The organism is Cupriavidus sp. 01L45 (assembly GCF_056399885.1).
In genome coordinates this window covers 1-21,979 of record NZ_JBFTSG010000004.1, presented here as the reverse complement: position 1 = coordinate 21,979, position 21,979 = coordinate 1, and the positions used below count along the sequence as shown (strand labels likewise).

General features: G+C 67.9%; 19 protein-coding genes and 1 pseudogene. 5 read left to right on the top strand and 15 right to left on the bottom strand.

Features of this window, described 5'->3' with window-relative positions; translation table 11 throughout:
• Nucleotides 1-15: 15 nt before the first annotated feature.
• From AC1DT6_RS03690 to AC1DT6_RS03665, 6 genes and pseudogenes are all read right to left on the bottom strand, one after another.
• Nucleotides 16-942 (bottom strand): annotated as a pseudogene (locus AC1DT6_RS03690) (2-hydroxy-3-oxopropionate reductase); the annotation flags it as partial.
• A 47-nt stretch (nt 943-989) separates the two neighbouring features.
• On the bottom strand, nt 990-1,781 hold the full coding sequence (garL, locus tag AC1DT6_RS03685) for a 2-dehydro-3-deoxyglucarate aldolase (RefSeq protein WP_441636079.1): 792 nt from the start codon (nt 1,779-1,781) through the stop codon (nt 990-992).
• 57 nt (nt 1,782-1,838) lie between these two features.
• A complete protein-coding gene (locus AC1DT6_RS03680; RefSeq protein WP_441636081.1) occupies nt 1,839-3,377 on the bottom strand; it encodes a UxaA family hydrolase in 1,539 nt (512 codons plus the stop codon).
• A 134-nt stretch (nt 3,378-3,511) separates the two neighbouring features.
• A complete protein-coding gene (locus tag AC1DT6_RS03675; RefSeq protein ID WP_441636083.1) occupies nt 3,512-3,886 on the bottom strand; it encodes a 5-carboxymethyl-2-hydroxymuconate Delta-isomerase in 375 nt (124 codons plus the stop codon).
• A 47-nt stretch (nt 3,887-3,933) separates the two neighbouring features.
• Nucleotides 3,934-5,028 (bottom strand): malate/lactate/ureidoglycolate dehydrogenase, encoded by a 1,095-nt coding sequence (locus AC1DT6_RS03670; protein ID WP_441636085.1) that lies wholly within the window; start codon nt 5,026-5,028, stop codon nt 3,934-3,936.
• 109 nt (nt 5,029-5,137) lie between these two features.
• On the bottom strand, nt 5,138-6,178 hold the full coding sequence (locus AC1DT6_RS03665; RefSeq protein ID WP_441636087.1) for a Bug family tripartite tricarboxylate transporter substrate binding protein: 1,041 nt from the start codon (nt 6,176-6,178) through the stop codon (nt 5,138-5,140).
• 308 nt (nt 6,179-6,486) lie between these two features.
• Between AC1DT6_RS03665 and AC1DT6_RS03660 the strand changes: the two genes are divergently transcribed.
• The 4 genes from AC1DT6_RS03660 to AC1DT6_RS03645 all read left to right on the top strand — a co-directional run bounded on the left by AC1DT6_RS03660 (nt 6,487) and on the right by AC1DT6_RS03645 (nt 11,861).
• On the top strand, nt 6,487-8,187 hold the full coding sequence (locus AC1DT6_RS03660) for a thiamine pyrophosphate-binding protein (RefSeq protein ID WP_477111210.1): 1,701 nt from the start codon (nt 6,487-6,489) through the stop codon (nt 8,185-8,187).
• Between the two features lie 76 nt (nt 8,188-8,263).
• Nucleotides 8,264-9,688, top strand: coding sequence for an FAD-binding oxidoreductase (locus tag AC1DT6_RS03655; RefSeq protein ID WP_441636414.1), 1,425 nt, complete (start codon nt 8,264-8,266; stop codon nt 9,686-9,688).
• Between the two features lie 64 nt (nt 9,689-9,752).
• On the top strand, nt 9,753-10,745 hold the full coding sequence (locus tag AC1DT6_RS03650) for a Bug family tripartite tricarboxylate transporter substrate binding protein (RefSeq protein ID WP_035861276.1): 993 nt from the start codon (nt 9,753-9,755) through the stop codon (nt 10,743-10,745).
• Nucleotides 10,746-10,787: 42 nt separating this feature from the next.
• On the top strand, nt 10,788-11,861 hold the full coding sequence (locus tag AC1DT6_RS03645) for an Ldh family oxidoreductase (protein ID WP_441636411.1): 1,074 nt from the start codon (nt 10,788-10,790) through the stop codon (nt 11,859-11,861).
• 57 nt (nt 11,862-11,918) lie between these two features.
• Here AC1DT6_RS03645 and AC1DT6_RS03640 read toward each other — a convergent pair whose 3' ends face one another.
• From AC1DT6_RS03640 to AC1DT6_RS03625, 4 genes are read right to left on the bottom strand one after another with little or no spacing between them, the layout of a single operon-like run.
• Nucleotides 11,919-12,737, bottom strand: coding sequence for an IclR family transcriptional regulator (locus AC1DT6_RS03640; protein ID WP_441636409.1), 819 nt, complete (start codon nt 12,735-12,737; stop codon nt 11,919-11,921).
• Nucleotides 12,738-12,768: 31 nt separating this feature from the next.
• Nucleotides 12,769-14,322, bottom strand: coding sequence for a class I adenylate-forming enzyme family protein (locus AC1DT6_RS03635; RefSeq protein ID WP_441636407.1), 1,554 nt, complete (start codon nt 14,320-14,322; stop codon nt 12,769-12,771).
• On the bottom strand, nt 14,319-14,456 hold the full coding sequence (locus AC1DT6_RS03630) for a hypothetical protein (protein WP_441636405.1): 138 nt from the start codon (nt 14,454-14,456) through the stop codon (nt 14,319-14,321). Before AC1DT6_RS03630 ends, AC1DT6_RS03635 begins: the two co-directional genes overlap by 4 nt.
• A gap of 37 nt (nt 14,457-14,493) precedes the next feature.
• Nucleotides 14,494-16,098 carry a methyl-accepting chemotaxis protein gene (locus AC1DT6_RS03625; protein WP_441636403.1) on the bottom strand — a complete coding sequence of 535 codons (1,605 nt, stop codon included), beginning with the start codon at nt 16,096-16,098 and terminating at the stop codon, nt 14,494-14,496.
• A gap of 269 nt (nt 16,099-16,367) precedes the next feature.
• Here AC1DT6_RS03625 and AC1DT6_RS03620 point away from each other — a divergent pair, with 269 nt between their 5' ends.
• Nucleotides 16,368-18,188 carry a phosphodiesterase gene (locus AC1DT6_RS03620; RefSeq protein WP_441636401.1) on the top strand — a complete coding sequence of 607 codons (1,821 nt, stop codon included), beginning with the start codon at nt 16,368-16,370 and terminating at the stop codon, nt 18,186-18,188.
• 21 nt (nt 18,189-18,209) lie between these two features.
• On the opposite strand, the gene AC1DT6_RS03615 is transcribed toward AC1DT6_RS03620, so the two are convergent.
• The 5 genes from AC1DT6_RS03615 to AC1DT6_RS03595 form a co-directional block, all read right to left on the bottom strand.
• On the bottom strand, nt 18,210-18,935 hold the full coding sequence (locus tag AC1DT6_RS03615) for a response regulator transcription factor (RefSeq protein ID WP_441636399.1): 726 nt from the start codon (nt 18,933-18,935) through the stop codon (nt 18,210-18,212).
• Nucleotides 18,936-18,951: 16 nt separating this feature from the next.
• A complete protein-coding gene (locus tag AC1DT6_RS03610; RefSeq protein WP_441636397.1) occupies nt 18,952-19,200 on the bottom strand; it encodes a hypothetical protein in 249 nt (82 codons plus the stop codon).
• Between the two features lie 353 nt (nt 19,201-19,553).
• Nucleotides 19,554-19,694 (bottom strand): hypothetical protein, encoded by a 141-nt coding sequence (locus AC1DT6_RS03605; RefSeq protein ID WP_441636395.1) that lies wholly within the window; start codon nt 19,692-19,694, stop codon nt 19,554-19,556.
• 87 nt (nt 19,695-19,781) lie between these two features.
• On the bottom strand, nt 19,782-21,077 hold the full coding sequence (locus tag AC1DT6_RS03600; protein ID WP_441636393.1) for a F390 synthetase-related protein: 1,296 nt from the start codon (nt 21,075-21,077) through the stop codon (nt 19,782-19,784).
• Nucleotides 21,077-21,448 carry an MBL fold metallo-hydrolase gene (locus tag AC1DT6_RS03595; RefSeq protein ID WP_441636391.1) on the bottom strand — a complete coding sequence of 124 codons (372 nt, stop codon included), beginning with the start codon at nt 21,446-21,448 and terminating at the stop codon, nt 21,077-21,079. The genes AC1DT6_RS03600 and AC1DT6_RS03595 overlap by 1 nt, the downstream gene beginning before the upstream one ends.
• Nucleotides 21,449-21,979 lie beyond the last annotated feature (531 nt).

Here is a 21,979-nt window from a genome sequence, read left to right as displayed (position 1 = left end):
TGTGTGCGGGCAAGTTCAGGCCTTGGCGGCGGGCTTGTCGCCGATGGCGTGCCCGGACATGTGTTCCAGCGCCCGCACCAGGCCGGAATGGTCCCATCTGGCGCCGCCAAGCGCGCCGCACACATTGAACAGTTGCTGGCACGAGGCGGTATTCGGCAGGCTCACGCCCAGCTTGTGCGCGGTCGACAGCGCCAGGTTGAGGTCCTTCTGGTGCAGTTCGATGCGGAAGCCCGGATCGAAGGTGCGCTTGATCATCCGCTCGCCATGCACTTCCAGGATGCGCGAGCTGGCAAAGCCGCCCATCAGCGCTTCGCGCACGCGGGCCGGGTCGGCGCCTGCCTTGGCGGCCAGCACCAGGGCCTCGCCCACGGCCTCGATGGTCAGCGCGACGATCACCTGGTTCGCCACCTTGGCCACCTGCCCGTCGCCCACGCCGCCCACCAGCGTGATGTTCTTGCCCATCAGTTGCAGCAACGGCAGCACGCGGTCGAACACGGTCTGCTTGCCGCCGGCCATGATCGACAGCGTGGCGGCCCTGGCGCCGACTTCGCCGCCGGAGACGGGGCCGTCCACGTAGTCGCAGCCGAGCGCTTCGATTCTTCCGGCGAAGACGCGCGTTTCTATCGGAGAAATGGAACTCATGTCGACCACGACCTTGCCTTTGGAGAGGCCTTGCGCCACGCCGTTTTCACCAAACAGCACGCGCTCCACGTCGGGCGTGTCGGGCAGCATCAGGAAGATCACATCGCTCTGCCGCGCCACTTCGGTGGCATTGGCGCAGGCCTGGGCGCCGGCATCGAGCAGGGCCTTTGGCGGCCCGCTGCGGGAGTGGACATAGAGCGTATTGCCGCCGGCCAGCAGGTGTTGCGCCATGGGCGTGCCCATCACGCCCAGTCCGATAAATCCGATCTTGCTCATGTCAGTCCCCTCGTCTGTCGTCTGTCGTACGTTGGGGCCGCGCGCGGCGCGGCTTCGGGCGGATGCCGCGCCTAGCCGGCGAAGCGATCGCGCAGCGCCTGCGTGGCGCTGCGGAAGATATTCTGGTCCAGGCCCACCGCCACGAAGCTCGCGCCCATATCCAGGTAGCGGCGCGCATCGGCTTCCACCGGCGTCAGCGTGCCGACCGCCTTGCCCGCTCGATTGGCGGCGTCAAAGATGCGCGCCACCTGCGCCTGCACCTCGGGATGGTTGGGGTTGCCGAGATGGCCGCAGGCTGCAGCCAGGTCCGACGGGCCGATAAAGATGCCGTCCACGCCTTCCACGGCGCAGATGGCATCGGCGGCATCGACGCCTTTCCGGCTTTCGATCTGTACCAGCACGCAGATATTGTCGTTGATCTGGCTGAAGTACTCCGGCACGGTGCCGTAGCGGTTACTGCGCTGGACCATCGACACGCCGCGCACACCGGCCGGCGGGTAGCGGGTGGCGCTGACGGCGCGCCCGGCCTGTTCGGCGCTTTCGACAAAGGGAATCAGGAAATTATAGAAACCGATGTCCAGCAGGCGCTTCATCACCACCGGATCGTTTACCGGCGGGCGCACCACAGGCGCGCTCACGCTGCCTTGCAGCGCCATCAGCTGCGGAATAAAGGTGAGCACATCGTTGGGCGAGTGCTCGCCGTCGAGCAGCAGCCAGTCGAAGCCGGCCAGGCCGAGGATCTCGGTGGTAGTGGGATTGCCCAGCGAGCACCAGCAGCCGATCACGCGCTTGCGCGCGAGGATGTCGGCACGGAAGCGGTTGGGCAGCGGGGAGGGCAAGTTCGAATTCGGCAGCGTTGACATGTCGTTTAGTGTTCCTGTTTATTGAGGCGCGGCGCGCGATAGCGGATGGGGGCTGCGTCAGCCGGTGATGCCGATCTGCCACGGCGCGAACTCATGGTCGCCCAGGCCGAGCAACTCGCTCTTGGTGCGCTGGCCGGAGGCCGCCGCCAGGATCCGCGCGAAGATGTGTTCGCCCATGCTCTGGATGGTAGCGGTACCGTCGAGGATCTCGCCGCAATTGATGTCCATGTCTTCTTCCAGGCGCTGGTACATCGGCGAGTTGGTGGCGAGCTTGAGCGATGGCACCGGCTTGGCGCCGAACATGGAGCCGCGCCCGGTGGTGAAGCAGATCAGGTTGGCGCCGCTGGCGATCTGCCCGGTGGCCGATACAGGGTCGAAACCGGGCGAGTCCATGAAGACGAAGCCCTTTTGCGTGATCGGTTCGGCGTAGCGATACACGCCCATCAGCGGGCCGGTGCCGCCCTTCATCGACGACCCCAGTGATTTCTCGAAGATATTGGCCAGCCCGCCGGCCTGGTTGCCGGGGCTGACGCGGCCATTGATCTGCACATCGCGGCCGGCGGCGTAGCTATCCTTCCACCAGCGGATGCGCTCGACCAGCTTCTCGCCCACCTCGCGGCTGGCCGCGCGGCGCGTCAGCGTGTGCTCGACGCCATAGATCTCCGGCGTTTCCGACAGGATGGCCGTGCCGCCGTGGCGCACCAGGATGTCCATGGCCGCGCCCAGCGCCGGGTTGGCCGTGATCGACGAAAAGCTGTCCGAACCGCCGCATTGCAGGCCGATGCTGATGTGGCTGGCCGGCACCGGCTGGCGTACGGCCCGGTTGGCATCCGGCAGCAGTGCCTGCACCGCGGCCACGCCGGCGGCGATGGTCTTGCGGGTGCCGCCGGTGTCCTGCATGGTGAACGCATGCAGCCGGGGCCCGGGCTCCAGTCCTTCGGCCTTCAGCAGCGCATTGATCTGGTTGCGTTCGCAGCCCAGCCCGACCACCAGCACGGCTGCCAGGTTGGGGTGGCGCATATAGCCGGCCAGGGTCCGCTGCAGCATGGCCATCGGCTCGCCGCTCATCTCCATGCCGCAGCCGGTGCTGTGGGCGAAGGCCACCACGCCGTCCACGTTGGGATAGTCGGCCAGCCGCTCGGGCGTGAACCATTCGGCGATCTTGTGCACCACGGTGGCCGAGCAGTTGACGGTGGCGACCACGCCGATAAAGTTGCGCGTGGCCACGCGGCCATCCTCGCGCACGATGCCGTCGAAGGTGGCTCGTTCCGCTTCGGGCAGCAGCGCTACCGGCACGAAGTCGCGCGCATGGGCGTAGTCGCGGTCGAACTCGCGGAACTCGATATTGTGTCCGGATACCAGCGCGCCCGGCGCAATGTCGGCACCGGCAAAGCCGATCGTGGTGTTGTACTTGAGGATGGGCTCGCCCCTGGCGATGGCGCGCGCCGCGATCTTGTACCCGGCCGGCACCTGGCTGCGGATGCTGAACGCCTCGCCGGGCACTGGCGTGCCGATGCTGAGTTCGGTACGCGCGATCAGTACGTTGTCCTGCGCGTGCAGGCGGATCACCGGGGCGGCGGGTTGGGTAGCGGACACGTTATCTCCTGGGGGCTTCTTCGCGATTGGATATGGCGTGGCCTTTCGTTGCCGCCCGCCGCTGGTGCGGCAGGCGTCGAGGCCATCGTTGTTGCCGGTTCCCGGCGGGCCGCCGCGGCGGCCCTGGCGCAGCCTCAGCGTGCGCCGCTGACGATCTGCTTGGCAAAGCTGGCGCGTTCCATCTCCACGACTTCCACGCTGACCTGCACGCTGTCTTCGGCGTCGCCCGGCCGTACGGCTTCGGCGATGACGTCGCAGACCGCCTTGCTGAGCGCCTGGCGCACCGCCAGTTCGCGGCCGTCCAGGATGTGCAGGCGCGCATGCACGAAGGCGCGTTCGCGTGCTTCGGTGCCCTGGCGGAAGGAAGTCAGCGTAATGCAGCGCGACTTGATGTCGGGTTCGTTGAACTGGCCGGATGCCAGCAACGCGGCATTGGCTTCGTCCAGCAGTTCCTCCTGCGAGCAGGTCAGGCGCGTGTTTTCGGTGATTTCGATAATTAGGTGCGGCATGGTGGCTAGGCCTTGGGTTGTCGGTTTATCGCCCGGAACAGGGCGGATCAGTCCACCGCCAGCCGCGATAGCGGGCCGGGCGATTTCCCTCGCGCGGCCTGCACGCGTGCCGCGGCATCGTCGAGCTGGGCGAGCGTTCCGCTGTCCACGGGCATGAACGCCGCGCGGGCGCGGCGCCATGCGCGCTCGGGCTCGCCGGGCAGGAGGATGGCATCGGTGCCGGGCTGCAGTTGCGAGGACCGCAGCCAGTCGACGAAGGCCTGCACCTCATGGCCAAAGGTGGTGCTGCTGCCCAGGCGCGCCGGGTCGAACACGATGGCCAGCATATTGTTCCAGACCGCATGCTCGTGGGTCAGGGTCTCCGGGCGGATGGTGTGGCCGCCCGTCACGGCAGCGCCCAGCAGTTCGCACATGACCGCCAGCACATAGCCCTTGTGCTCGCCGAAGGCGCGCAGCGCGCCTTGCGGATCGCCTGCGGGCGGGAACATCACGGCGGGGTCGTCGGTGGGCTGGCCTTGCGCATCCAGCAGGCAGCCCGGCGGCACCGGCACGCCCTTGTTGTTGGCCACGCGCACCTTGCCCAGCGCGATCGCACTGGTGGCGAAGTCCATCACCAGCGGCTCGGCGCCGGCCACCGGCACGCCGATGGTGAACGGGTTGGTGCCATAGCGGGCCTCGTAGCCTCCGTGCGGGGCCACGATCGGCTTGGACAACACGTTGACGAAGTGGATGGAGATCATGCCGGCCGCGGTGGCCTGCTCGGCCCAGTGCCCGACCCGGCCCAGATGGTGCGAGCGGCGCAGGCCCAGCACGCATACGCCGTGCTCGCGCGCGCGTTCGATCGCCAGGCCCATGGCCTCCTCGGTCACCGCCTGGCCCATGCCGCGGTTGCCGTCCAGGCTCAGGATGCCGCCGGCCTCGTGCACCACGCTCACGTGCTGGTTCAGCTGGAGCTGCTCGCCCAGCCAGGACAGCACGTACTTGGGGATCATGCCGACGCCGTGGGAATCGTGGCCGGACAGGTTGGCGCCGACCAGGTGATCGGCGGTGAGGCGGGCCTCGCGCGCGTCGGAACCGGCGGCGAGCCAGAGATCGACTACCCACTGGTGGAGGGCGGCGGTCGGAATGCGGTGTTCACTCATGGGCTTCGGGGGGGAAGAGGGAAGGGGTCACAGGCAAAATCAATTGGCCATCATAAGCCGCCGGGCCCCGCTTGGGTACCCGGCAAGGCACGCGAGCCATGCGCTGGCGTCATTCCGGCCGGATATTCGCGGTCTTGATCAGTTGCGCCCATTTGGCCACTTCGCTCTTCTGGAAAGCGCCCAGTTCGGCCGGGCCCGCGCCGGACGGCTCGATCCCCAGCGCGGCGAGGCGGGCGCGCATGTCGGGTTCCTGGATGATCTTGCCTATGTCGGTGGCAAGGCGGTTGACGATGGGCGCGGGCGTGCCGGCGGGGGCGAACACGGCTTGCCAGGAAACAATCTCGTAGCCCTGCAGTTTCGGCCCGCCGGCCTCGGCCACCGTTGGCACGTCCGGCAACTCACGCGCGCGCTTGGCGGCGGTGGTGGCCAGGGCGCGGAATTTGCCGGACTGGATCATCGGCATGGCGGCCACGCTGTTTTCGAACAGCACGTCCACCTGGTTGCCCAGTAGCGCCTGCACTGCCGGGCTGCTGCCTTTGAATGGCACATGGAGCAGCTTGACGCCTGCCATGTTGGCGAACAATTCGCCGGCGAGGTGCTGCGAGGTGCCATTACCCGCCGAGCCGAAGGAGACCGTACCGGGCTTGGCCCTGGCCGCCGCAATCACGTCCTGCACGTTCTTCCACGGGCTGTTGGCATTGACCACCAGCAGGTTGGGCAGTGTGCCGATCAGGGCCACCGGCTGGAAATTCCTGATCGGGTCGTAGGGCATCTTCGGGTACAGGCTCACATTGATCGCGTGCGAGCTGATGGTGCCGCCCACCAGGGTGTAGCCGTCAGGCGCCGCCTTGGCCACGTAGTCCGAGCCGATATTGCCGCCCGCGCCGGCCCGGTTTTCCACCACCACCGGCTGGCCGATCATCTGCGACAGGCGCTGGCCGATCAGGCGCCCCAGCACGTCAGTGGTGCCGCCCGCGGCGAAGGGCACGACGTAGTTGACCGGCCTGGTCGGCCACGCGTCCTGCGCATACGCCGGCAGGACGCTGGCCAGGGTGCCCAGCGCGGTAAGTGCGGCCAGTGCGCAGGTCCAAAGCCTGGCGAAGCGGCGGGAAGGCTGGAGTGACTGGCCGGGTTGCGGGCGCATGGGCATATCTGGGTCTCCTGATCGTTTTTGTCGAAGCCATCTTCCTTTCCGCTGCCTCGCCGCACCGCCATGCATGGGCAAGGGACGCGGGGGCAGGGCGAGATCGCCTGGCAACAATCTACACGCGCCCGGCAAGCGCAGCCTTGCGTTTTACGCATAGCAGAAATGCGGCGTATGCCAGGCGCACAAGGCACTCGCGGCATAACAATCCATGCAGTCCCGGCTTTTCCGGATTCGCCGGACGCTTTCCGATGCGCTCGTGCCAAGGCAGCGCCCGGCATCTGTCCGATTGCACCGCACCATTCCGTATCATCATGACCAGCCAATCCGTTGCAGCCACCGCGCTTTCCCCGTCATCGCCCGCCAGGCTGGCCCGTTCCGGTGGCCACGTGCTGGTGGACGCCCTGCGCATCCATGGCGCCGAGCGCATCTTCTGCGTGCCGGGCGAGAGCTTCCTCGACGTGCTGGACGCCTTGCATGACCAGCCCGCCATCGACCTGATCGTGTGCAAGCACGAGGGCGCGGCGGCCAATATGGCCGAGGCCGACGGCAAGCTCACCGGGCGCCCCGGCATCTGCTTCGTCACCCGCGGGCCGGGCGCCACCCACGCCAGCATCGGGGTGCATATCGCCGCCCAGGATTCCACGCCGATGCTGCTCTTCGTCGGCCAGATCGCACGCGGCCACAAGGGGCGCGAGGCTTTCCAGGAGGTGGACTATGGCGCCATGTTCGGCTCCATCGCCAAATGGGTGGTGGAGATCGAGGATCCGGCCCGCATCCCCGAACTGGTAGCCCGCGCCTTCCAGTGCGCTACCTCCGGCCGGCCCGGTCCCGTGGTGATCTCGCTGCCGGAGGACGTGCTGGATGGCCTGTGCGAAGTGGCCGATACAGGATGTTATTGCCCGGTGGAGGCCGCGCCGCACGCGGCCGACGCGGCAGCGCTGGCCGTGGCGCTGGCCGGCGCGCAGCGTCCGCTGGTGATCGCCGGCGGCGCCAACTGGAGCGCGCGCGCGGCGGCCGATTTCACCGCCTTCGTGCAGCGCTGGAACCTGCCGGTGGCATGCGCCTTCCGCCGCCAGGACGTGTTCGACAACCGCGACCCGCACTACGTCGGCCACCTCAGCCTTGGCGTCAATCCCGCGCTGGCGGAGCGCGTGCGCGACGCCGACCTGATCCTGGCCTTCGGCACGCGGCTGGGCGACATCGCCACCGATGGCTACACCTTGCTGGAAGTGCCGCGCCCGCGCCAGCGCCTGATCCACCTGCATGCCGACAGCGCCGAGCTTGGCCGCGTGTACCAGCCCGAGCTGGCCATCCATGCGGGCATCGAACCCGGCGCCGCCATGCTGGCCGCGCTGACGCCGCCCGCCGCCGTGCGCTGGGGCGAATGGACCAGCGCCGCGCGCGCCGCGCATACCGCCTTCGCCATGCCGGCCAGGCCGCACCCGCAGCTCACGGGCGTGGACATGGGCGCGGTGATTGCGCACCTGGACCGCGTCTTGCCCGACGACGCCGTGCTGAGTAACGGCGCGGGCAACTACACCGTCTGGCTCCATCGCTTCTACGCCTACCGCCAGCCGCGCACCGAGCTGGCGCCGACTTGCGGCGCCATGGGCTACGGCCTGCCCGCGGCGGTTGCCGCCAAGCTGCGCGACCCGCGGCGCACCGTGGTGTGCTTCGCCGGCGACGGCTGTTTCCTGATGTATCCGCAGGAACTGGCCACCGCCGCGCAGTACGGCGTCAACCTGATCGTGGTGGTGGTCAACAACGGCATGTACGGCACCATCCGCATGCACCAGGAAAAGCGCTATCCGGGCCGCGTCAGCGGCACGGCGATCCCGAGCCCGGATTTCGTGGCGATGGCGCAGTCGTGCGGGGCCTGGGCCGAACGCGTGACGCAGACGGAGGACTTTGCCGCGGCCTTCGCGCGGGCACAGGCGGCGGGCAAGCCTGCGTTGCTGGAACTGGTGACGGATCCGCGCCAGATCACGCCGGCGATGCGCATCGCCGATTAGCACCGCCATTAGCACTGCCATTGGCACTGCCAGTACGAGAAGACACCCCACATAAGACAAAAACAGGAGACACGCCATGACCGATGCCACGCTGGCCGACCTGCGCAGCCGGTTTGCCGGCCGCTTGCTGACCGCGCCCGAGGACACAGCCCCGTTCCTCACCGACTGGCGCCGCAGCTGGACCGGCCGCGCGCTCGCGGTGGCGCAGCCGGACACCACCGGGGATGTGGCTGCGATCGTGCGCTGGTGCGCGGCGCGGCGGGTGCCGCTGGTGCCGCAAGGCGGCAATACCGGCATGGTGGGCGGCGCCATTCCCGATGGCGGCGGGCGCGCGCTGGTGCTCTCCACGGCGCGGCTGAACCGCATCCGCGAGATCGATCCGCTCAATAACACGCTGACCGCCGAGGCCGGCTGCATCCTGGCCGCCGTCCAGCAGGCGGCGCAGGAGGCGGGGCGCCTGTATCCGCTGTCGCTGGGCGCGGAGGGCAGTTGCACCATCGGCGGCAACCTCGCCAGCAACGCGGGCGGGGTGCAGGTGCTGCGCTATGGCAATACGCGCGAGTTATGCCTGGGCCTGGAAGTGGTCACGCCCGACGGCGAGACCTGGGACGGCCTGCGTGGCCTGCGTAAAGACAACACCGGTTACGACCTGAAGCAGCTCTTTATCGGCGCCGAGGGCACCCTGGGCGTGATTACCGCCGCTACCCTCAAGCTATTCCCCCGGCCGGCCGCGCGCATGACCGCGCTGGCCGCGGTGAGCAACCCGCATGCGGCGCTGCGCCTGCTGGAACTCGCGCAGCGCCGGCTGGCTGCCACGCTGACCGCGTTCGAACTGATGAGCGGCGTGTGCGTGGCACTGGTGGCACGCCATTTCCCGGACTGCCGCGCGCCGTTCGACCAGGCGCATCCCTGGTACGTCCTGCTGGAAAGCAGCGACCCGCACAGCGAAGCCCATGCCACGCAAGCCTTCGGCGAGTTGATGGAGGAGGCCTTCGAGGCCGGCATCGTGGCCGATGCAGCCATTGCCGCTTCGCTGGCGCAGTCCGATGGCCTGTGGCGGATCCGGCATCACCTGCCCGAGGCCCAGTCGCAAGAGGGCGACAACCTCAAGCACGATATCTCGGTGCCGATCTCGGCCATCGGCGAGTTCATCGCCCACACCAGCGCCGCCATCGTGGCCGCGCATCCGGGCGCGCGCGTGCTGGCCTTCGGCCACCTCGGCGACGGCAACCTGCACTACAACGTCAGCGCGCCGCAGGGCATGCCGCAGCCGGAGTTCGTGCGGGCCAACGGCGCGGCGATCAGCGCGCTGGTGTACGAGGCGGTGCACCGCGCGCGCGGCTCGATCTCGGCCGAGCATGGCATCGGCCAGCTCAAGGTCGACAAGAACGCGCACTACAAATCCGCCGTGGAAATGGCGCTGATGCAGAAAATCAAGCACGCCCTGGACCCGCACGGGCTGATGAATCCGGGGCGGCTGCTGCCGGATCCGTCTCATTGAGCGCACTTCGCATGATCCTGGGGCCGGCAGCATGGCCACTACAAGAACCACAAAGGAGACAACCATGCATCAAAGCTTCAAGCCTTCGCGCCGCGCGCTGCTGGCGGCACTGGCTGCGGCCACCGCCTGCGCGGCGTTGCCCGCGCAGGCGGATACCTATCCCTCCAGGCCGATCCGCGTGGTGGTGCCGTTTGCCGCCGGCGGCAATACCGATATCGTGGCCCGCCTGATCGGGCGCGACCTGCAGAAGGCGCTGGGCCAGCCCGTAGTGGTGGAGAACCGCCCCGGCGCTTCGGGCAATATCGGCGCCGACATTGTCGCCAAGTCCGCGCCGGACGGCTACACGCTGCTGATGGGCACGGTCGGTACCAACGCCATCAACGCCAGTTTCTATCGCAAGATGCCTTACGATACGGCGAAGGATTTCACGGCCGTGGCGATGGTCGCTTCGGTGCCGAACATCCTGGTGGTCAATCCCTCGGTGCCGGCCCGCAACGTCAAGGAGCTTACGCAGTTCGTGAAGAGCGAGAACGGACGCGCCACCTTTGCCTCGTCGGGCGCGGGCAGCTCGATCCACCTTTCGGGCGAGCTGTACAAGGTGATGACAGGAACCGCGATGGTGCACGTGCCATACAAGGGCAGCGCGCTGGCGGTGACGGACCTGATGGGCGGCCAGGTGCAGATCATGTTCGATAACGCGCCGACCTCGCTGCCGTTCGTCAAGTCCGGCAAGCTCAAGGCGCTTGCGGTCACCGGCGCCAGACGCATGGCCGCGCTGCCTGACGTGCCTACCATGGAAGAGGCCGGCCTGCCGGGCTTTGTCACCGGCTCCTGGTTCGGCCTGTTCGCCCCGGCCGGCACGCCGCGCGAGATCGTGGCGAAGGTCAGCGACGCCGTGATGGCAGCCATGCGCCGGCCCGAGTTCCGCGAGCAGCTGGTCAATGCCGGCGCCGAGCCCGATCCCAGGCCCAGCACCGAATTCCAGTCCTTCGCCCTGGCCGAGAAGGTGCGCTGGGAAAAGGTGGTCAAGGCCGCCGGCGTATCGGTCAACGAGTAAAACCAGAGGCGTGCCCGGCACGCCCGACCTGACGGAGCCACTATGCAAAGCCAATCCACAGCCATTGCGCGCCATGATGCCGCTGCGCTGCGCAGCATGGCGCAGGCCATGTTCGAGCGCGCGGGCATGCCCGCCGAGCGAGCCGCCGACGTGGCGGACATCCTGGTCGAAGGCGACCTGATGGGCCACGATACGCATGGCCTGCAATTGCTGCCTACCTACCTGGCCGAGATCGAAAGCGGCAGCATGGCGGTCAGGGAAGACTACGAGGTGCTGGCCAATCGCGCCGCCGTGGCCACCTGGGACGGCAAGCGCCTGCCAGGGCCGTGGCTGACGCTGCGCGCCATGGAAACCGCGATGGCCCGGGCACGCGACTACGGCACCGGTACGGTCACGATCCGCCGCTCCCACCATATCGCCTGCCTGGCGGCTTACCTGGAACGGGCAACCAAGGCCGGCTTCGTCATGCTGCTGTTTTCCTCGGCGCCCGGCGCGGCCACCGTGGCGCCCTTTGGCGGTATGCGCCCGGTGTTTTCCCCCAGCCCGCTGGCGGTGGGATTTCCCACGCCGGAGGGCCCGGTGCTGATCGATGTCTCCACTTCCATCACCACCAATGGCCTGACCGGCCGCTTGTACAAGGAAGGCAAGCGGCTGCCGCACCAGTGGCTGATCGACGAACACGGCAATGCCAGCGACGATCCGGCGGTGCTGTTCCCGCCGCACTCGGGTTCGATCCTGCCCCTGGGCGGACTCGATGCCGGCCACAAGGGCTTTGCGCTGTCGCTGATGGTGGAAGCGCTGACCGCCGGGTTGACGGGCCATGGCCGCGACGATCCAGGCAAGCGCTGGGGCAATACCGTGTTCCTGCAGATCCTGGATCCGGCAGCCTTTGCCGGCGAGGAGGCCTTCGCCACCCAGATGGGCTGGGTGGCGCGCGCCTGTACCGGCAACCCGCCGCGGCCCGGTGTGAAGCGCGTACGGTTGCCAGGGCAGGGCGCGCTGGAGCGCAAGGCGCGCCAGTTGCGCGATGGCGTGGCGCTCAACCCCGTCATCCTGCCGCAGCTGGCGCCGTGGCTGGAAAAATACGGCATGGCGGCACCCGCGCCGTTGGCTTGATGCGGGCGGGCGGCTGCCTGGGATGGAGGACAGCCAAGGCAACGCCGGGGCCGTGGCTTAGCGGTCCTGTGCGCGCAGCACCGATTCGATCTCGCGAATGCGCTCGACCAGTCGCGGGCGCACCTTCTCGAGCAATTGCGTGGCTGGCAGGATGGCCGTCGGGCCGCTGCAGGACAGCGTCATCGGCGGCAGCGCCGGGCCGGGGCGGAAGGCGGCGGCGATCGAGTTGATGTCTGGCAGCCATTCGCCGAAGGATGTGGTGCAACCCAGGCGCAGTACGTCCGCGCGGCTGCGCGCGACGATGGCCTCGGCACTGGCGGCATCCATCCCGTCCTGGTGCCGGAAGGCAGCGAGGGCCTGGCGTTGTTCGCCAGCGGGCAGGGCCTCCAGATAGGCGCGCCCGGCAGCCGAGGTCAGGCCGGAAATCCGCGTGCCGACCGCTACCCGCAACGTCAGGTATGACTCGGACTGGCAATTCTCGTAGATCAGCATCTGCGCGCGGTCGCGCACGATCAGTGAAGTCACGCCCTGTGACAGGTCGGCCAGCTCCTGCATATACGGCCGCACCACGGCGAGCACGTCGACGCCGCGCTGCGCCGCAGGCGCCAGCGCCAGCGCCGAACTGCCGAGCTGGTACTTGAGCTGCTCCGGGTCCGGCCGCAGGTAGCCAAGCTCGGTCAGCGTATGCGTAAGGCGCGACACGGTCGACTTGGGCAGGCCGCAGCGTTGCGCCAGCTCGGCATTGCCCAGGCGCGTCTCGAAGCTGCGGAAGCAGGCCAGCACGTCCAGGCCGCGCGCCAGCGCGGTCACGAAATGCCGGTCTTCCTTGTGCTGGTGCGCCTCGTCGGTCTGCGGTTCGCTCTGCGGTTCGGACATGCGGTGGCCTCGGCGGCGTCAGGGTTGTGCTTCAGCCCGCGCTGGCCAGCAGCTCGCGCAGCCTGGCCTTGAGGATCTTGCCCGACGGCGCGGCCGGCAAGTGGGCCACGACCCTGACCTCGGCTGGCATCTTGTAGGGCGACAGACGCTCGCGCAGGAAAGCGCGCAGAGCGGCCTGGTCCACTTCCATGCCGTCGCGCACTTCGATAAAGGCGATGACCTCCTCATTGCCTTCCACCGCGCGCCCGACCACCGCGGACTGCAGCACGGCCGGGTAGGCGTTGATCGATTGCTCGACTTCCTCGGGGTACACGTTAAAGCCGGAATGGATGATGATTTCCTTGGAGCGGCCCACGATGGACACCGCGCCRTCCGCGTCGATGCGGGCCAGGTCGCCGGTATGCAGCCAGCCGTCGGCATCGATCACCTGCGCCGTCAGGTCGGGGCGGCGGTAATAGCCCTTCATCACATTGGGGCCGCGCACCTGCAGTTCGCCGCTGCCGTCGGGCAGCGGCTCGCCCAGGCGGATCTCTACGTCAGGCACGACCGGGCCCACCGAGCAGTCCGTGCGCGGGGCTTCCACCCGGGTCTGGCAGACCGTGGGCGAGGTTTCGGTCATGCCGTAGCCGTTGTGCAGGATGATTCCGAAGCTGGCTTCGAAGGCGGCCTTGAGCGAGGCCGTCAGCGGCGCGCCGCCGGATTGCGCCATGCGCAGCGCGGGCGCCTGCAGCGGCGTGGCCTGGGCGCGGCTCCATTCGATCAGCTTGGCGTACATGGCGGGCACGCCGTGCAGCACGGTGAGTTGCTCCGTGACCAGCGCGTGCGCGAGTTTTTCCGGGCGGAAGCGCGGCTCGTAATAGACGGTGGCGCCGTTCGAGAGCGGGCCGACCAGCAGCACCGACAGCCCATAGACATGCGAGATCGGCAGCACGCCGTAGACCCGGTCACCCGGCTGCACGCGCGCCTGCAGCCGGTTGGAGCGCCCAATGAACATCAGGTTGGCATGCGTCAGCATCACGGCCTTGGCGGCGCCGGTGGTGCCCGTGGTGTAGATCAGCGCCGCGACCTGGTCGCGCGCCGCCGCTTCCACCGGCTCGGCCACGGCGGCCTGGTCGGTCGCGCCCAGCAGCAGGCGGCCCACGTGCGGCCATTCGGCCGGCTGTGCGCCGCGTGCCAGGCCGTGCTCGCGCGCTTCGGGATGGGCGCTGTCGAGGTACAGCGCGATGCGCGCCCCGCAATGCTCGACGATGTTGTCGATCTCGCGGGCGGACAGGCGGGCGTTGACCGGCACGGCCCATGCATCGAGTGCGCTCAGCGCCAGGATCAGCACCGCGCAGCCCACGCTGTTCTCCGTCACCAGCACCACGCGATCGCCGCCGCGCACGCCCTGGGCCGCAAGGGCGCGGGCAGTCTCGGCAATGGCGCCGTCCAGTTCGCCGTAGCGCAGCGACCGCTCGGCATCCATCAGCGCCACGCGCTCGGGATGGCTCTGGACCCAGGGGCCAAAGGTCTGGTGCAGGCGGGTAAACGAGGAGGAGGGGGCGGCAGCCGGCGCGTGCGCGCCGGGCATGGGAGTGCGACTCATACAGTCTCCGTGTAAGGCTTCCGGCGTGGGCCGCCGGATTGTTCGATCGCCGGATATTCCCACCGATCGCCTTGCGCGTCAACTGCAGGGTGGAACTGCAGTTCTGCATTGCAGAACTGCAGTTCGATTGCCATGACACCTGCTACGCTGACCGCCGCCTGATAGCCACCCTCAGAACCGGAAGCGAGCCACCCCGGCCGCCAGCCCGGCCGCTTGTTGATCCAGGCTGGCGGCCTGCGCCGTGACGGCTTCCACGAGTTCGGCGTTCTGCCGGGTGGTCTGGTCGAGCTGGGCCACGGCCTCTCCGACCGAGCGGATGCCGCGTGCCTGTTCGTCCGCCACGCCGCACAGCCGCTCGGCCAGCGCATGGCTTTGAGCCACCGCCTGCTCGATGCCGCCCATTGCGCTGACCACTTGCCCGCTCAGGCGCGCCCCGCGGGCGATCTCCTCGCCCGCGTGGCCAATGGTGGCGCGAATTTCGCGCGCGGAGGTTGCGCTGCGCTGCGCCAGCCCGCGCACTTCCTGGGCCACGACCGCGAAGCCGCGCCCGGCCTCGCCCGCGCGCGCGGCTTCCACGGCAGCATTGAGCGCCAGGATATTGGTCTGGAAGGCGATGCTCTCGATCACCTCGACCATTTCCGTGATGCTGCGCGAGTGCTGGTTCACCGCCTCCATGGCGCCGCTCATCTGGCCGACCACCGCCATGCCACGGTCGGTGGCTTCGCGTGCCCGGAGCGCCATCGCGCTGGATTCGGTGGCCTGTGCGTGGGCCTGCCCGACCAGCGCGGTAAGGCGCGCCACGCTGTCGGCGGCGGCGGCCAGCGCCGCAACCTGCAGTGCGGTGCGGCGGGACAGATCCTGGTTGCCATGGGCAATGCCTTCGCTGGCCGCGGCGATTTCGGCGCCGGAAAGTTGGATGCCTTCCAGTACGCCGGCCAACTGGTCGCGCATGCGTGCCAGCAGGCACATCAGGCTGTGCTCGTCGCCCGCCCGCACGCGCACCGGCTGCTGCAAATCCCCCGAGGCGATGCGGCTCGCCACCTTGGCCGCGTCGGCCGGTTCGCCGCCCAGCTCCGAGAGCAGCAGGCGCGAAGCAAACCAGGCCAGCGCGGCCGCCGCCGCCAGGCTCGCCACCAGCATGGCCGCCATCACGGCCTGGGCCCGCAACTGGCTGGCGGCCACCGTGGCGACCGTATCGGCGGCCTGCCGCTCCTGCTGCTTGCGGGTGACTTCGACCAGCTCGGCCAGCTTTTGCAGCTGTTCGCCCAGGAAATGACCATCGACCGAGACCGAACTGTCGAACTGCAACGCATCGAGCGGCTGCTTGCGCAGCAGGGCGACGTAATCCCGCAGCATTGCCGCGGCACTGTCGCGCTCCTGCTGCAACGCCTGAGCCTGCGCGGGCGCCGCGTTGCGAACGATCGACAGGGCCTGGTCGAGGCCACCGAGAGCGCTATCGATATCGGCCACCGCGCCATCGCGCTCGCTGCCGCTGGTGGCCATGGTCAGCGCCAGCTGGGCACGGCCAAGCCGGGCCAGCGCCGATTGCGCGCGTTCCGCGGCGATGGCGCCCTGCATATCCCGCTGGTAAAGCGTATCTGTCATCTGCTTGACCGAAACCAGACTGAAGATGCCCGTCAGCCCGACCACGGCACCAAACACATAGACCAGCGCGAACGCGGCGCACATGCGCGCGGCAAGCGGAAGCCGGCCCAGCCAGGACGGGATGCGCCAGCCCGTGCGGCGTGGAAAACTGAGTTTGATGGTTTGCGACACGTTGAGACTCCGATGGACCAGGCGGCCCACTTGCTGACCCTGGGGTACCGCCATCCCGCGCTTGCGGCGGGCGACGGCATGAATTGGATTTTCCCCGCATGCTGGCCGGCATCTGTGACGCATCCATGACATCCCGGCCGCGCGAGGGGGTAATCGATTTTGTCATCCGGGCGACACATTCCTGACATGAAATAGAGGGCGAGTCACTTTGGCTCACCGGCTTTTCGCGCCTGGCGCCGCGCTTTCCCCACGTCACGTTCACTCCGTCCATGCAATTTGCCTCTCCCCTGGCCGGCGCGCCCGTGCCGCGGCTGCGTTTGCCGCCGCTGCACGCCGTCTTCCAGCCTATCGTCGCCTTCAGCACTGGCGAGATCCTGGGCTATGAGGCATTGGTTCGCGGCCCGTCCAACTCGCCGCTGGCCATGCCGGACGCTTTGTTCCGTCTCGCCCGCAACGAGGCCGAAACCGTCCAGATCGAATTGCAGGCGGCGCGCACCGGACTAGCCAGCTGCCTGGCGCGCGGCTTGCGCGGCAAGCTGTTCCTCAACTTCAGCACCATGGCGCTGCGCTACCTGCTGGCCGAAGACGGCCGCGCGATGCGGACCCTGATAGCGGACAGCATCGCGCCGGAACGGGTGGTGATCGAGGTCACCGAGCAGACGCCCATCGAGGACGCCGAGCGCTTTGGCCAGGCCATGGCTGTGCTGCATGCGTTGGGCATGCAATGCGCGCTGGACGATTTYGGCACCGGCCACGCCAATCTCGACCGGCTGATTCTTCTCGCACCGCACTTCACCAAGCTGGACAAGTCGCTGGTGCGCGGTATCGGCACCTGCTCGCGCCGGCTCGAGGTCGTGCGCACGCTGCTGGCCCTGGTGAAGGCAATGGGGGGCGCGGTAATCGCCGAAGGCATCGAGGACGCCGACGAACTGGCGGTGCTGCGCGACCTGGGCGTGCCCTTCGGCCAGGGTTATTACCTCGGACGGCCGGAGCCGCAGCCGCTGCGGGAAGTCGGGCAGCAGGCCCGCCAGGCGCTGGTGTCCAGGCAGATCGCCGTGTTTCCGCAGGCCGTGCGTTCGGCGCATCCCGGGGTGTCGGCGGGCAAGCTGCTGCGGTCCGCTCCCGCCGTGAGCCCGGCCACCAGCAACAATGAACTGCTGGCGCTGTTTCATGCGCATGCGGGACTGCATGCGGTGGCGGTGGTGAGCGAGGACGACACACCGCTGGCCATCGTCAACCGGCACTACTTCATCGACCGCTTCGCGGTGCCGTTCCATCGGGAGCTGTATGGCAGGAAAGCCTGCATCGGCATGGCCAATCGCGCGCCGCTCTGTTTCGACTTGAGCGCGAGCATCGAGGAAATGGCGCAGGCGCTGTCGGGCGAGGACCAGCGTCCGCTGGCCGACGGCTTCATCATCACCGAGCGGGGGCGCTACGCCGGCCTTGGCACCGGCGCCGACCTGATCCGCGCGGTGACCGAGATCCGCATGAAGGCGGCGCGCTACGCCAACCCGCTGACCTTCCTGCCGGGCAACATGCCCCTGAACCGCCATATCGATCGCCTGATCGAAGCGGGCGCGGAGTTCCATGCCTGTTATGTGGACCTCAACCATTTCAAGCCCTACAACGACCAGTACGGCTACTGGAAGGGCGACGAAATGCTGAAGGGAGCGGCCGCCATCCTCACGCAAACTTGCGATCCCACGCGAGATTTCCTGGGCCATGTGGGAGGAGACGATTTCCTGGTGCTGTACCAGAGCCCCGACTGGGCGGAACGCACGTGCTCGGCGATTGCGCGTTTCAATCGTGCGTCACGCGAGATGTACGACGACGCCGACCGCGCGGCAGGCGGCATCCATGGCGAAGATCGCGGCGGGCAGGCCGTGTTCTTCCCCGCCGTGTCGATGGCTGCTGGCGCGGTGCGGGTCGGGCCACGGGTGCTGGAAGGTATTGCCGGGCTGCCCCGCCTGGGCAGCAGCCATATCGGCGCGGCCGCGGCTATGGCCAAGCGCGAAGCCAAGAAGGCCGCCAGCGGTTTTGCCGTGATCGACCTGCGCGACCTGATGCCAAGCAGCCGGCCGGGGACCTGACGGGCGCCGCCGCGGCAGCGGTCAGCCGAACCCTTGAGGGCTCGGCGCGGCCAGGCCCGGACCGGTTTGATCGAGGCGATAGCCCTGGGCATAGATCACGGTGAGGACCAGGCCGTTGCGGGGACAGAGCCGCAGCGTGCGGCGCAGGCGCGAAACCAGGCTCGCCAGCGCGCGCGACGACGGCGGCAGCGGGTAGCCCCATATCGCCAGCTCGATATGCGTGTGCGATAGGACGCGTCCTACATTGGAAAACAGCAGCGAGGCGAGATCGAACTCCTTGGGCGTCATCGGCAGCCGCCGGCCCTGGAATACGGCCTGGTGCGAGAGGCAATCCAGTGCGTAAGGGCCGACCTTGACGACACGGTCAAGCGATTGCCCGCGCGAGGCAGTGCGGCGCTGCAGCGCATACAGCCGGGCCACCAGTTCCCGTGAGCGCAGGGGGCGGATCATGTAGTCATCGGCGCCGGCCTGCAGGGTATTGACGACGGAGTCTTCGTCTCGCCGGCTGGATAGCACCATGACGGGCACCTCGCAGCGCCAGGCGCCACGTACCGCGCGCACGGCATCCACGGCGGGCATGTCCGCCAGTTCGTGGTCGATCAGCAGGACGTCGTATCCGGACTGGTCGATGCCGTGGAAGAGTTCCTGGCTTGCGTGGTAGGTGTGGCAATAGACGCCGGCGCGCGACAGGGAGTCTGCAAAGGCCTTGGCCTGAACCGATAGGTCCGCTAGCAGTGCGATCTTCATAGAAGTGTCATAAGCGTTATGCAGGTTTGATGGTGGCGAACCGGTCCGCCTCAGGCGCGGCCTGCGCCTGGTCGAAGAGAAGTTCTTCCAGGCGCAGCTTGGCGACCTGACGCTTCAGGTGCCCGATCCCGGTCGCCGAGGCCAATAGCCCGGACTCGAGCAAAGCGATACGCTCGTCGAGTTCGCCTGGCATTTCGGCATACGCGCGCCCCATCGCCTGCAAGGCATGGATGTTGGTGGGAAGGAATGCGGCGGCGAAAAGCATGTCGGGAGTTTACTGGCGGCATGGCGCCAATAAAATCGGACCCGTCCTAAATGAAGGGGGTAAAGCCCATGCAGCGTGAATCCACAAGCTCTCGCGCACGCTTCCCGATGCGGGATTGGCGTGATCCCAACGTCTCCCGGCATTGCGCATGGCCGCGCAAACGCAGCGCGGATTGCTGCGACGCACGTACACAATTTGTCCACAATTGCCAGATCGCGTTATCCACAGTTTGTGTGGATAACCAAGTCCGGTGCGTCGCGTTCGCCCAATAGTGGCGGTTATGTATCGGTCTGCCTAATTTTTGGACAGTGCCGTGGCAGACGGCCAACGGGTGACAGTTGCCGGGGGCGAGCTCAGCGCGCTTGCGCGCGCAGCAGCGATCGGGGCAGGGTGGCCATGCCATGCAACAGCAAGCCCAGGTAAAGAAGGGCGCCGAGCCAATCGGGGCGGGGTTCCAGCAGTGGGCCGGCCAGGCCGATCAGGAGGTCCGGCATGGGCCGGCGCCGCGCGGGATTCCCCGCATCCTTGCCGGCAGCACCACCATGCCGAAGCCGGCGCGGCCGCTCCGTGCATGCCGTTATTCATGCGTCGTGCGTGACCGAGCGCAGACGCACGATGCGGCAGCGCTTGGTGGTGAAATCGGCGGGTGGCGGCGCGGCGTCGTATTGCCAGTCCAGCCCGACAACGGCGACCCCAAGCTCCGCAAGCACCGTCTCCAGCCGTGAGCGGCAGGCCGCTTCCACGACGCTGCCGCCCTCGGCATAAAGGGATAGCGCGTTCGACCCGGTCTGGCGCAGCCGGTAGTCCGCGGCCAGCGGCAAGGCCTGTGCGAAGGCACGCGACAGCACGTCGGCAAAGACCTTGACCGGCTCCCCGTTCCTGCCCGGCAGTACCAGCATGTCGTCGCAGCGGCCTTCGATGCGGGCCAGCGCCAGCGCTGGGCTGCCGCACGGACAAGCGCCGGCGCGCCGTACCAGCACATCGTCGAGCCGGTAGCGGACGATGGGCTGGGTGGTGCGGGTGAAGTCAGTCACGATGGGAACGAAGCGTTCGTGATCCAGCCATTCCGGCTCGACATGGACAAACTCCTCGTTGAGGTGCAGCGTGCCGTGGGCACAAGTCACGCCGAGAAAACCCTCTGTGGCCTGATAGACCTCGCCGGGCTCGCCGAACACGCTGGCCAGCAAGGCGCGGTCGCGGTCTTCCAGCACTTCGGCTACCGAAACGACGCGTGCCGGCCGCAGCGCGCTACGGCCCGCCTGCCGCGCCAGCGCGAGAGCCCGCAGCACCTGCGCGGGCGCCACGACGATGGTGGGCGCATAGCGCTCCAGCCGCGCAAGATGGTCCTCGAACGGCGTGAACAGGTCGAAAAACGCGAACGAGAGCCAGGGATTGCGCACCGCGGTGTAGAGGTTGCTGTTGGTGCGCAGGAACAGCGCCACGCGCTCGCCCGCCAGCAGCCCGCGCGGCAGCAGCCTGGCCAGCAGGGTGCCGGCCCATTGCGCCTGTTCCGGCCGGCTCACCACAAAGGCGCCACGGCCGCCGGAGGTGCCGGAGGACAGCCCCACGCTATAGCCCTGCAAGGTGGGACTGAAATCGCGCGATGCCTCGGCGCGCCGGGCGCACGCCAGGACATCGTCAAGGCGTAGTCCGGCGGTGTTGATCCGGTCGAAGTTGGCCATCAGCACAGCCTTGTCCATGCGTGGCCAGTCCTGCATCGGCCGCGAAAGCCAGGGCGCGAAATAGGGGCTGCGGACCAGCACGCGCTGGCGGAAACGGGTCATCTGCCGGGTCTGGTGCGCCTCCAGTTCGGCGCGGCCGGCAAAGCGCAACCGGCGCGCGTGCCAGTAGGCCCCGAGCATGCGTGGCAACTGCATCAGAGCGCCCCCTCATGAGTCAGCCGGATTTCCACCTGTCCGTTGCGATGCAGGGCATGCAATTGCCTGAGCGTGGCATGGTAGGTCCGTGGGTTCTCCATGATCAGGTTGGCAATCGGCGACGGACCGATCAGTTCCCGGTAGCTGGTCGGCGACCATGCCGCGTCCGAGGCCAGCAGCACCCAGCCTTCAGGCGTGTGCACGAAGGCGCCGAGATGGCCGGCGGCATGTCCTGGCAGTTCCACCAGGAAGACTTCGCCGGCGCTGTCCGGCAAGGCATAGCCCTGGTGGAACGGCGTCAGCGCCGCGGGCAGCGGCTGGCGCCCGAAGACCTCGACAAAGCCAACGCGTTGCTCGAAATCCGCCGGCATCAGTCCCGGTACGAAGCCCCGGCGCAGCGCGCCGATACCGCGCAGCGAGCGCGTGGATTGCCATCCGGCGCCGGAGCAGTAAAACCGTGTATCGGGAAAATCGCGCAGGTGATGGATGTGATTGGAGGTGCGTATTGTAATGAGTCGGCGGCGAGGGGATGGCTTTTGGCGGCAAATGCAGGAATTTGACTTCACGGCAACGGCTCAAAGGCCTGAAATCAAAGGCAGTTTCACCTCCCCCGCAAGCGCGGCAGACGGCGACCAGTCATTGCTTTTGGCGGACTAGCTCTCGCGGCCCCCTAGTCGCGGATAGCGACAGGAGACAGGAGACAGGAGACAGGAAGTTTAAGCCCTCAAATTCCAGGGCCCTGCAACGTCGTCAAACTCCCGATTTGGTGTAGCCGTGTTTACCGCCCGTGGGGCGGCAAACACCGACCCGCGATGCGAAGCGAGCCGTGAAGGTGTACCAGGCCGTATGGGGCGCCTCGGGATCCGGCGAAAAGAGCGGAAAAGAGGGACCCATGTTTGAGT

What these genes read in the sequence shown, in the direction of transcription:
- garL (WP_441636079.1), bottom strand. Translation starts at nt 1,781, where the DNA reads ATGTCAACGCTGCCGAATTCGAACTTGCCCTCCCCGCTGCCCAACCGC.
- AC1DT6_RS03675 (WP_441636083.1), bottom strand. Translation starts at nt 3,886, where the DNA reads ATGCCGCACCTAATTATCGAAATCACCGAAAACACGCGCCTGACCTGC.
- AC1DT6_RS03670 (WP_441636085.1), bottom strand. Translation starts at nt 5,028, where the DNA reads ATGAGTGAACACCGCATTCCGACCGCCGCCCTCCACCAGTGGGTAGTC.
- AC1DT6_RS03665 (WP_441636087.1), bottom strand. Translation starts at nt 6,178, where the DNA reads ATGCCCATGCGCCCGCAACCCGGCCAGTCACTCCAGCCTTCCCGCCGC.
- AC1DT6_RS03660 (WP_477111210.1), top strand. Translation starts at nt 6,487, where the DNA reads ATGACCAGCCAATCCGTTGCAGCCACCGCGCTTTCCCCGTCATCGCCC.
- AC1DT6_RS03655 (WP_441636414.1), top strand. Translation starts at nt 8,264, where the DNA reads ATGACCGATGCCACGCTGGCCGACCTGCGCAGCCGGTTTGCCGGCCGC.
- AC1DT6_RS03650 (WP_035861276.1), top strand. Translation starts at nt 9,753, where the DNA reads ATGCATCAAAGCTTCAAGCCTTCGCGCCGCGCGCTGCTGGCGGCACTG.
- AC1DT6_RS03645 (WP_441636411.1), top strand. Translation starts at nt 10,788, where the DNA reads ATGCAAAGCCAATCCACAGCCATTGCGCGCCATGATGCCGCTGCGCTG.
- AC1DT6_RS03640 (WP_441636409.1), bottom strand. Translation starts at nt 12,737, where the DNA reads ATGTCCGAACCGCAGAGCGAACCGCAGACCGACGAGGCGCACCAGCAC.
- AC1DT6_RS03630 (WP_441636405.1), bottom strand. Translation starts at nt 14,456, where the DNA reads ATGGCAATCGAACTGCAGTTCTGCAATGCAGAACTGCAGTTCCACCCT.
- AC1DT6_RS03615 (WP_441636399.1), bottom strand. Translation starts at nt 18,935, where the DNA reads ATGAAGATCGCACTGCTAGCGGACCTATCGGTTCAGGCCAAGGCCTTT.
- AC1DT6_RS03610 (WP_441636397.1), bottom strand. Translation starts at nt 19,200, where the DNA reads ATGCTTTTCGCCGCCGCATTCCTTCCCACCAACATCCATGCCTTGCAG.
- AC1DT6_RS03605 (WP_441636395.1), bottom strand. Translation starts at nt 19,694, where the DNA reads ATGCCGGACCTCCTGATCGGCCTGGCCGGCCCACTGCTGGAACCCCGC.
- AC1DT6_RS03600 (WP_441636393.1), bottom strand. Translation starts at nt 21,077, where the DNA reads ATGCAGTTGCCACGCATGCTCGGGGCCTACTGGCACGCGCGCCGGTTG.
- AC1DT6_RS03595 (WP_441636391.1), bottom strand. Translation starts at nt 21,448, where the DNA reads ATGCCGGCGGATTTCGAGCAACGCGTTGGCTTTGTCGAGGTCTTCGGG.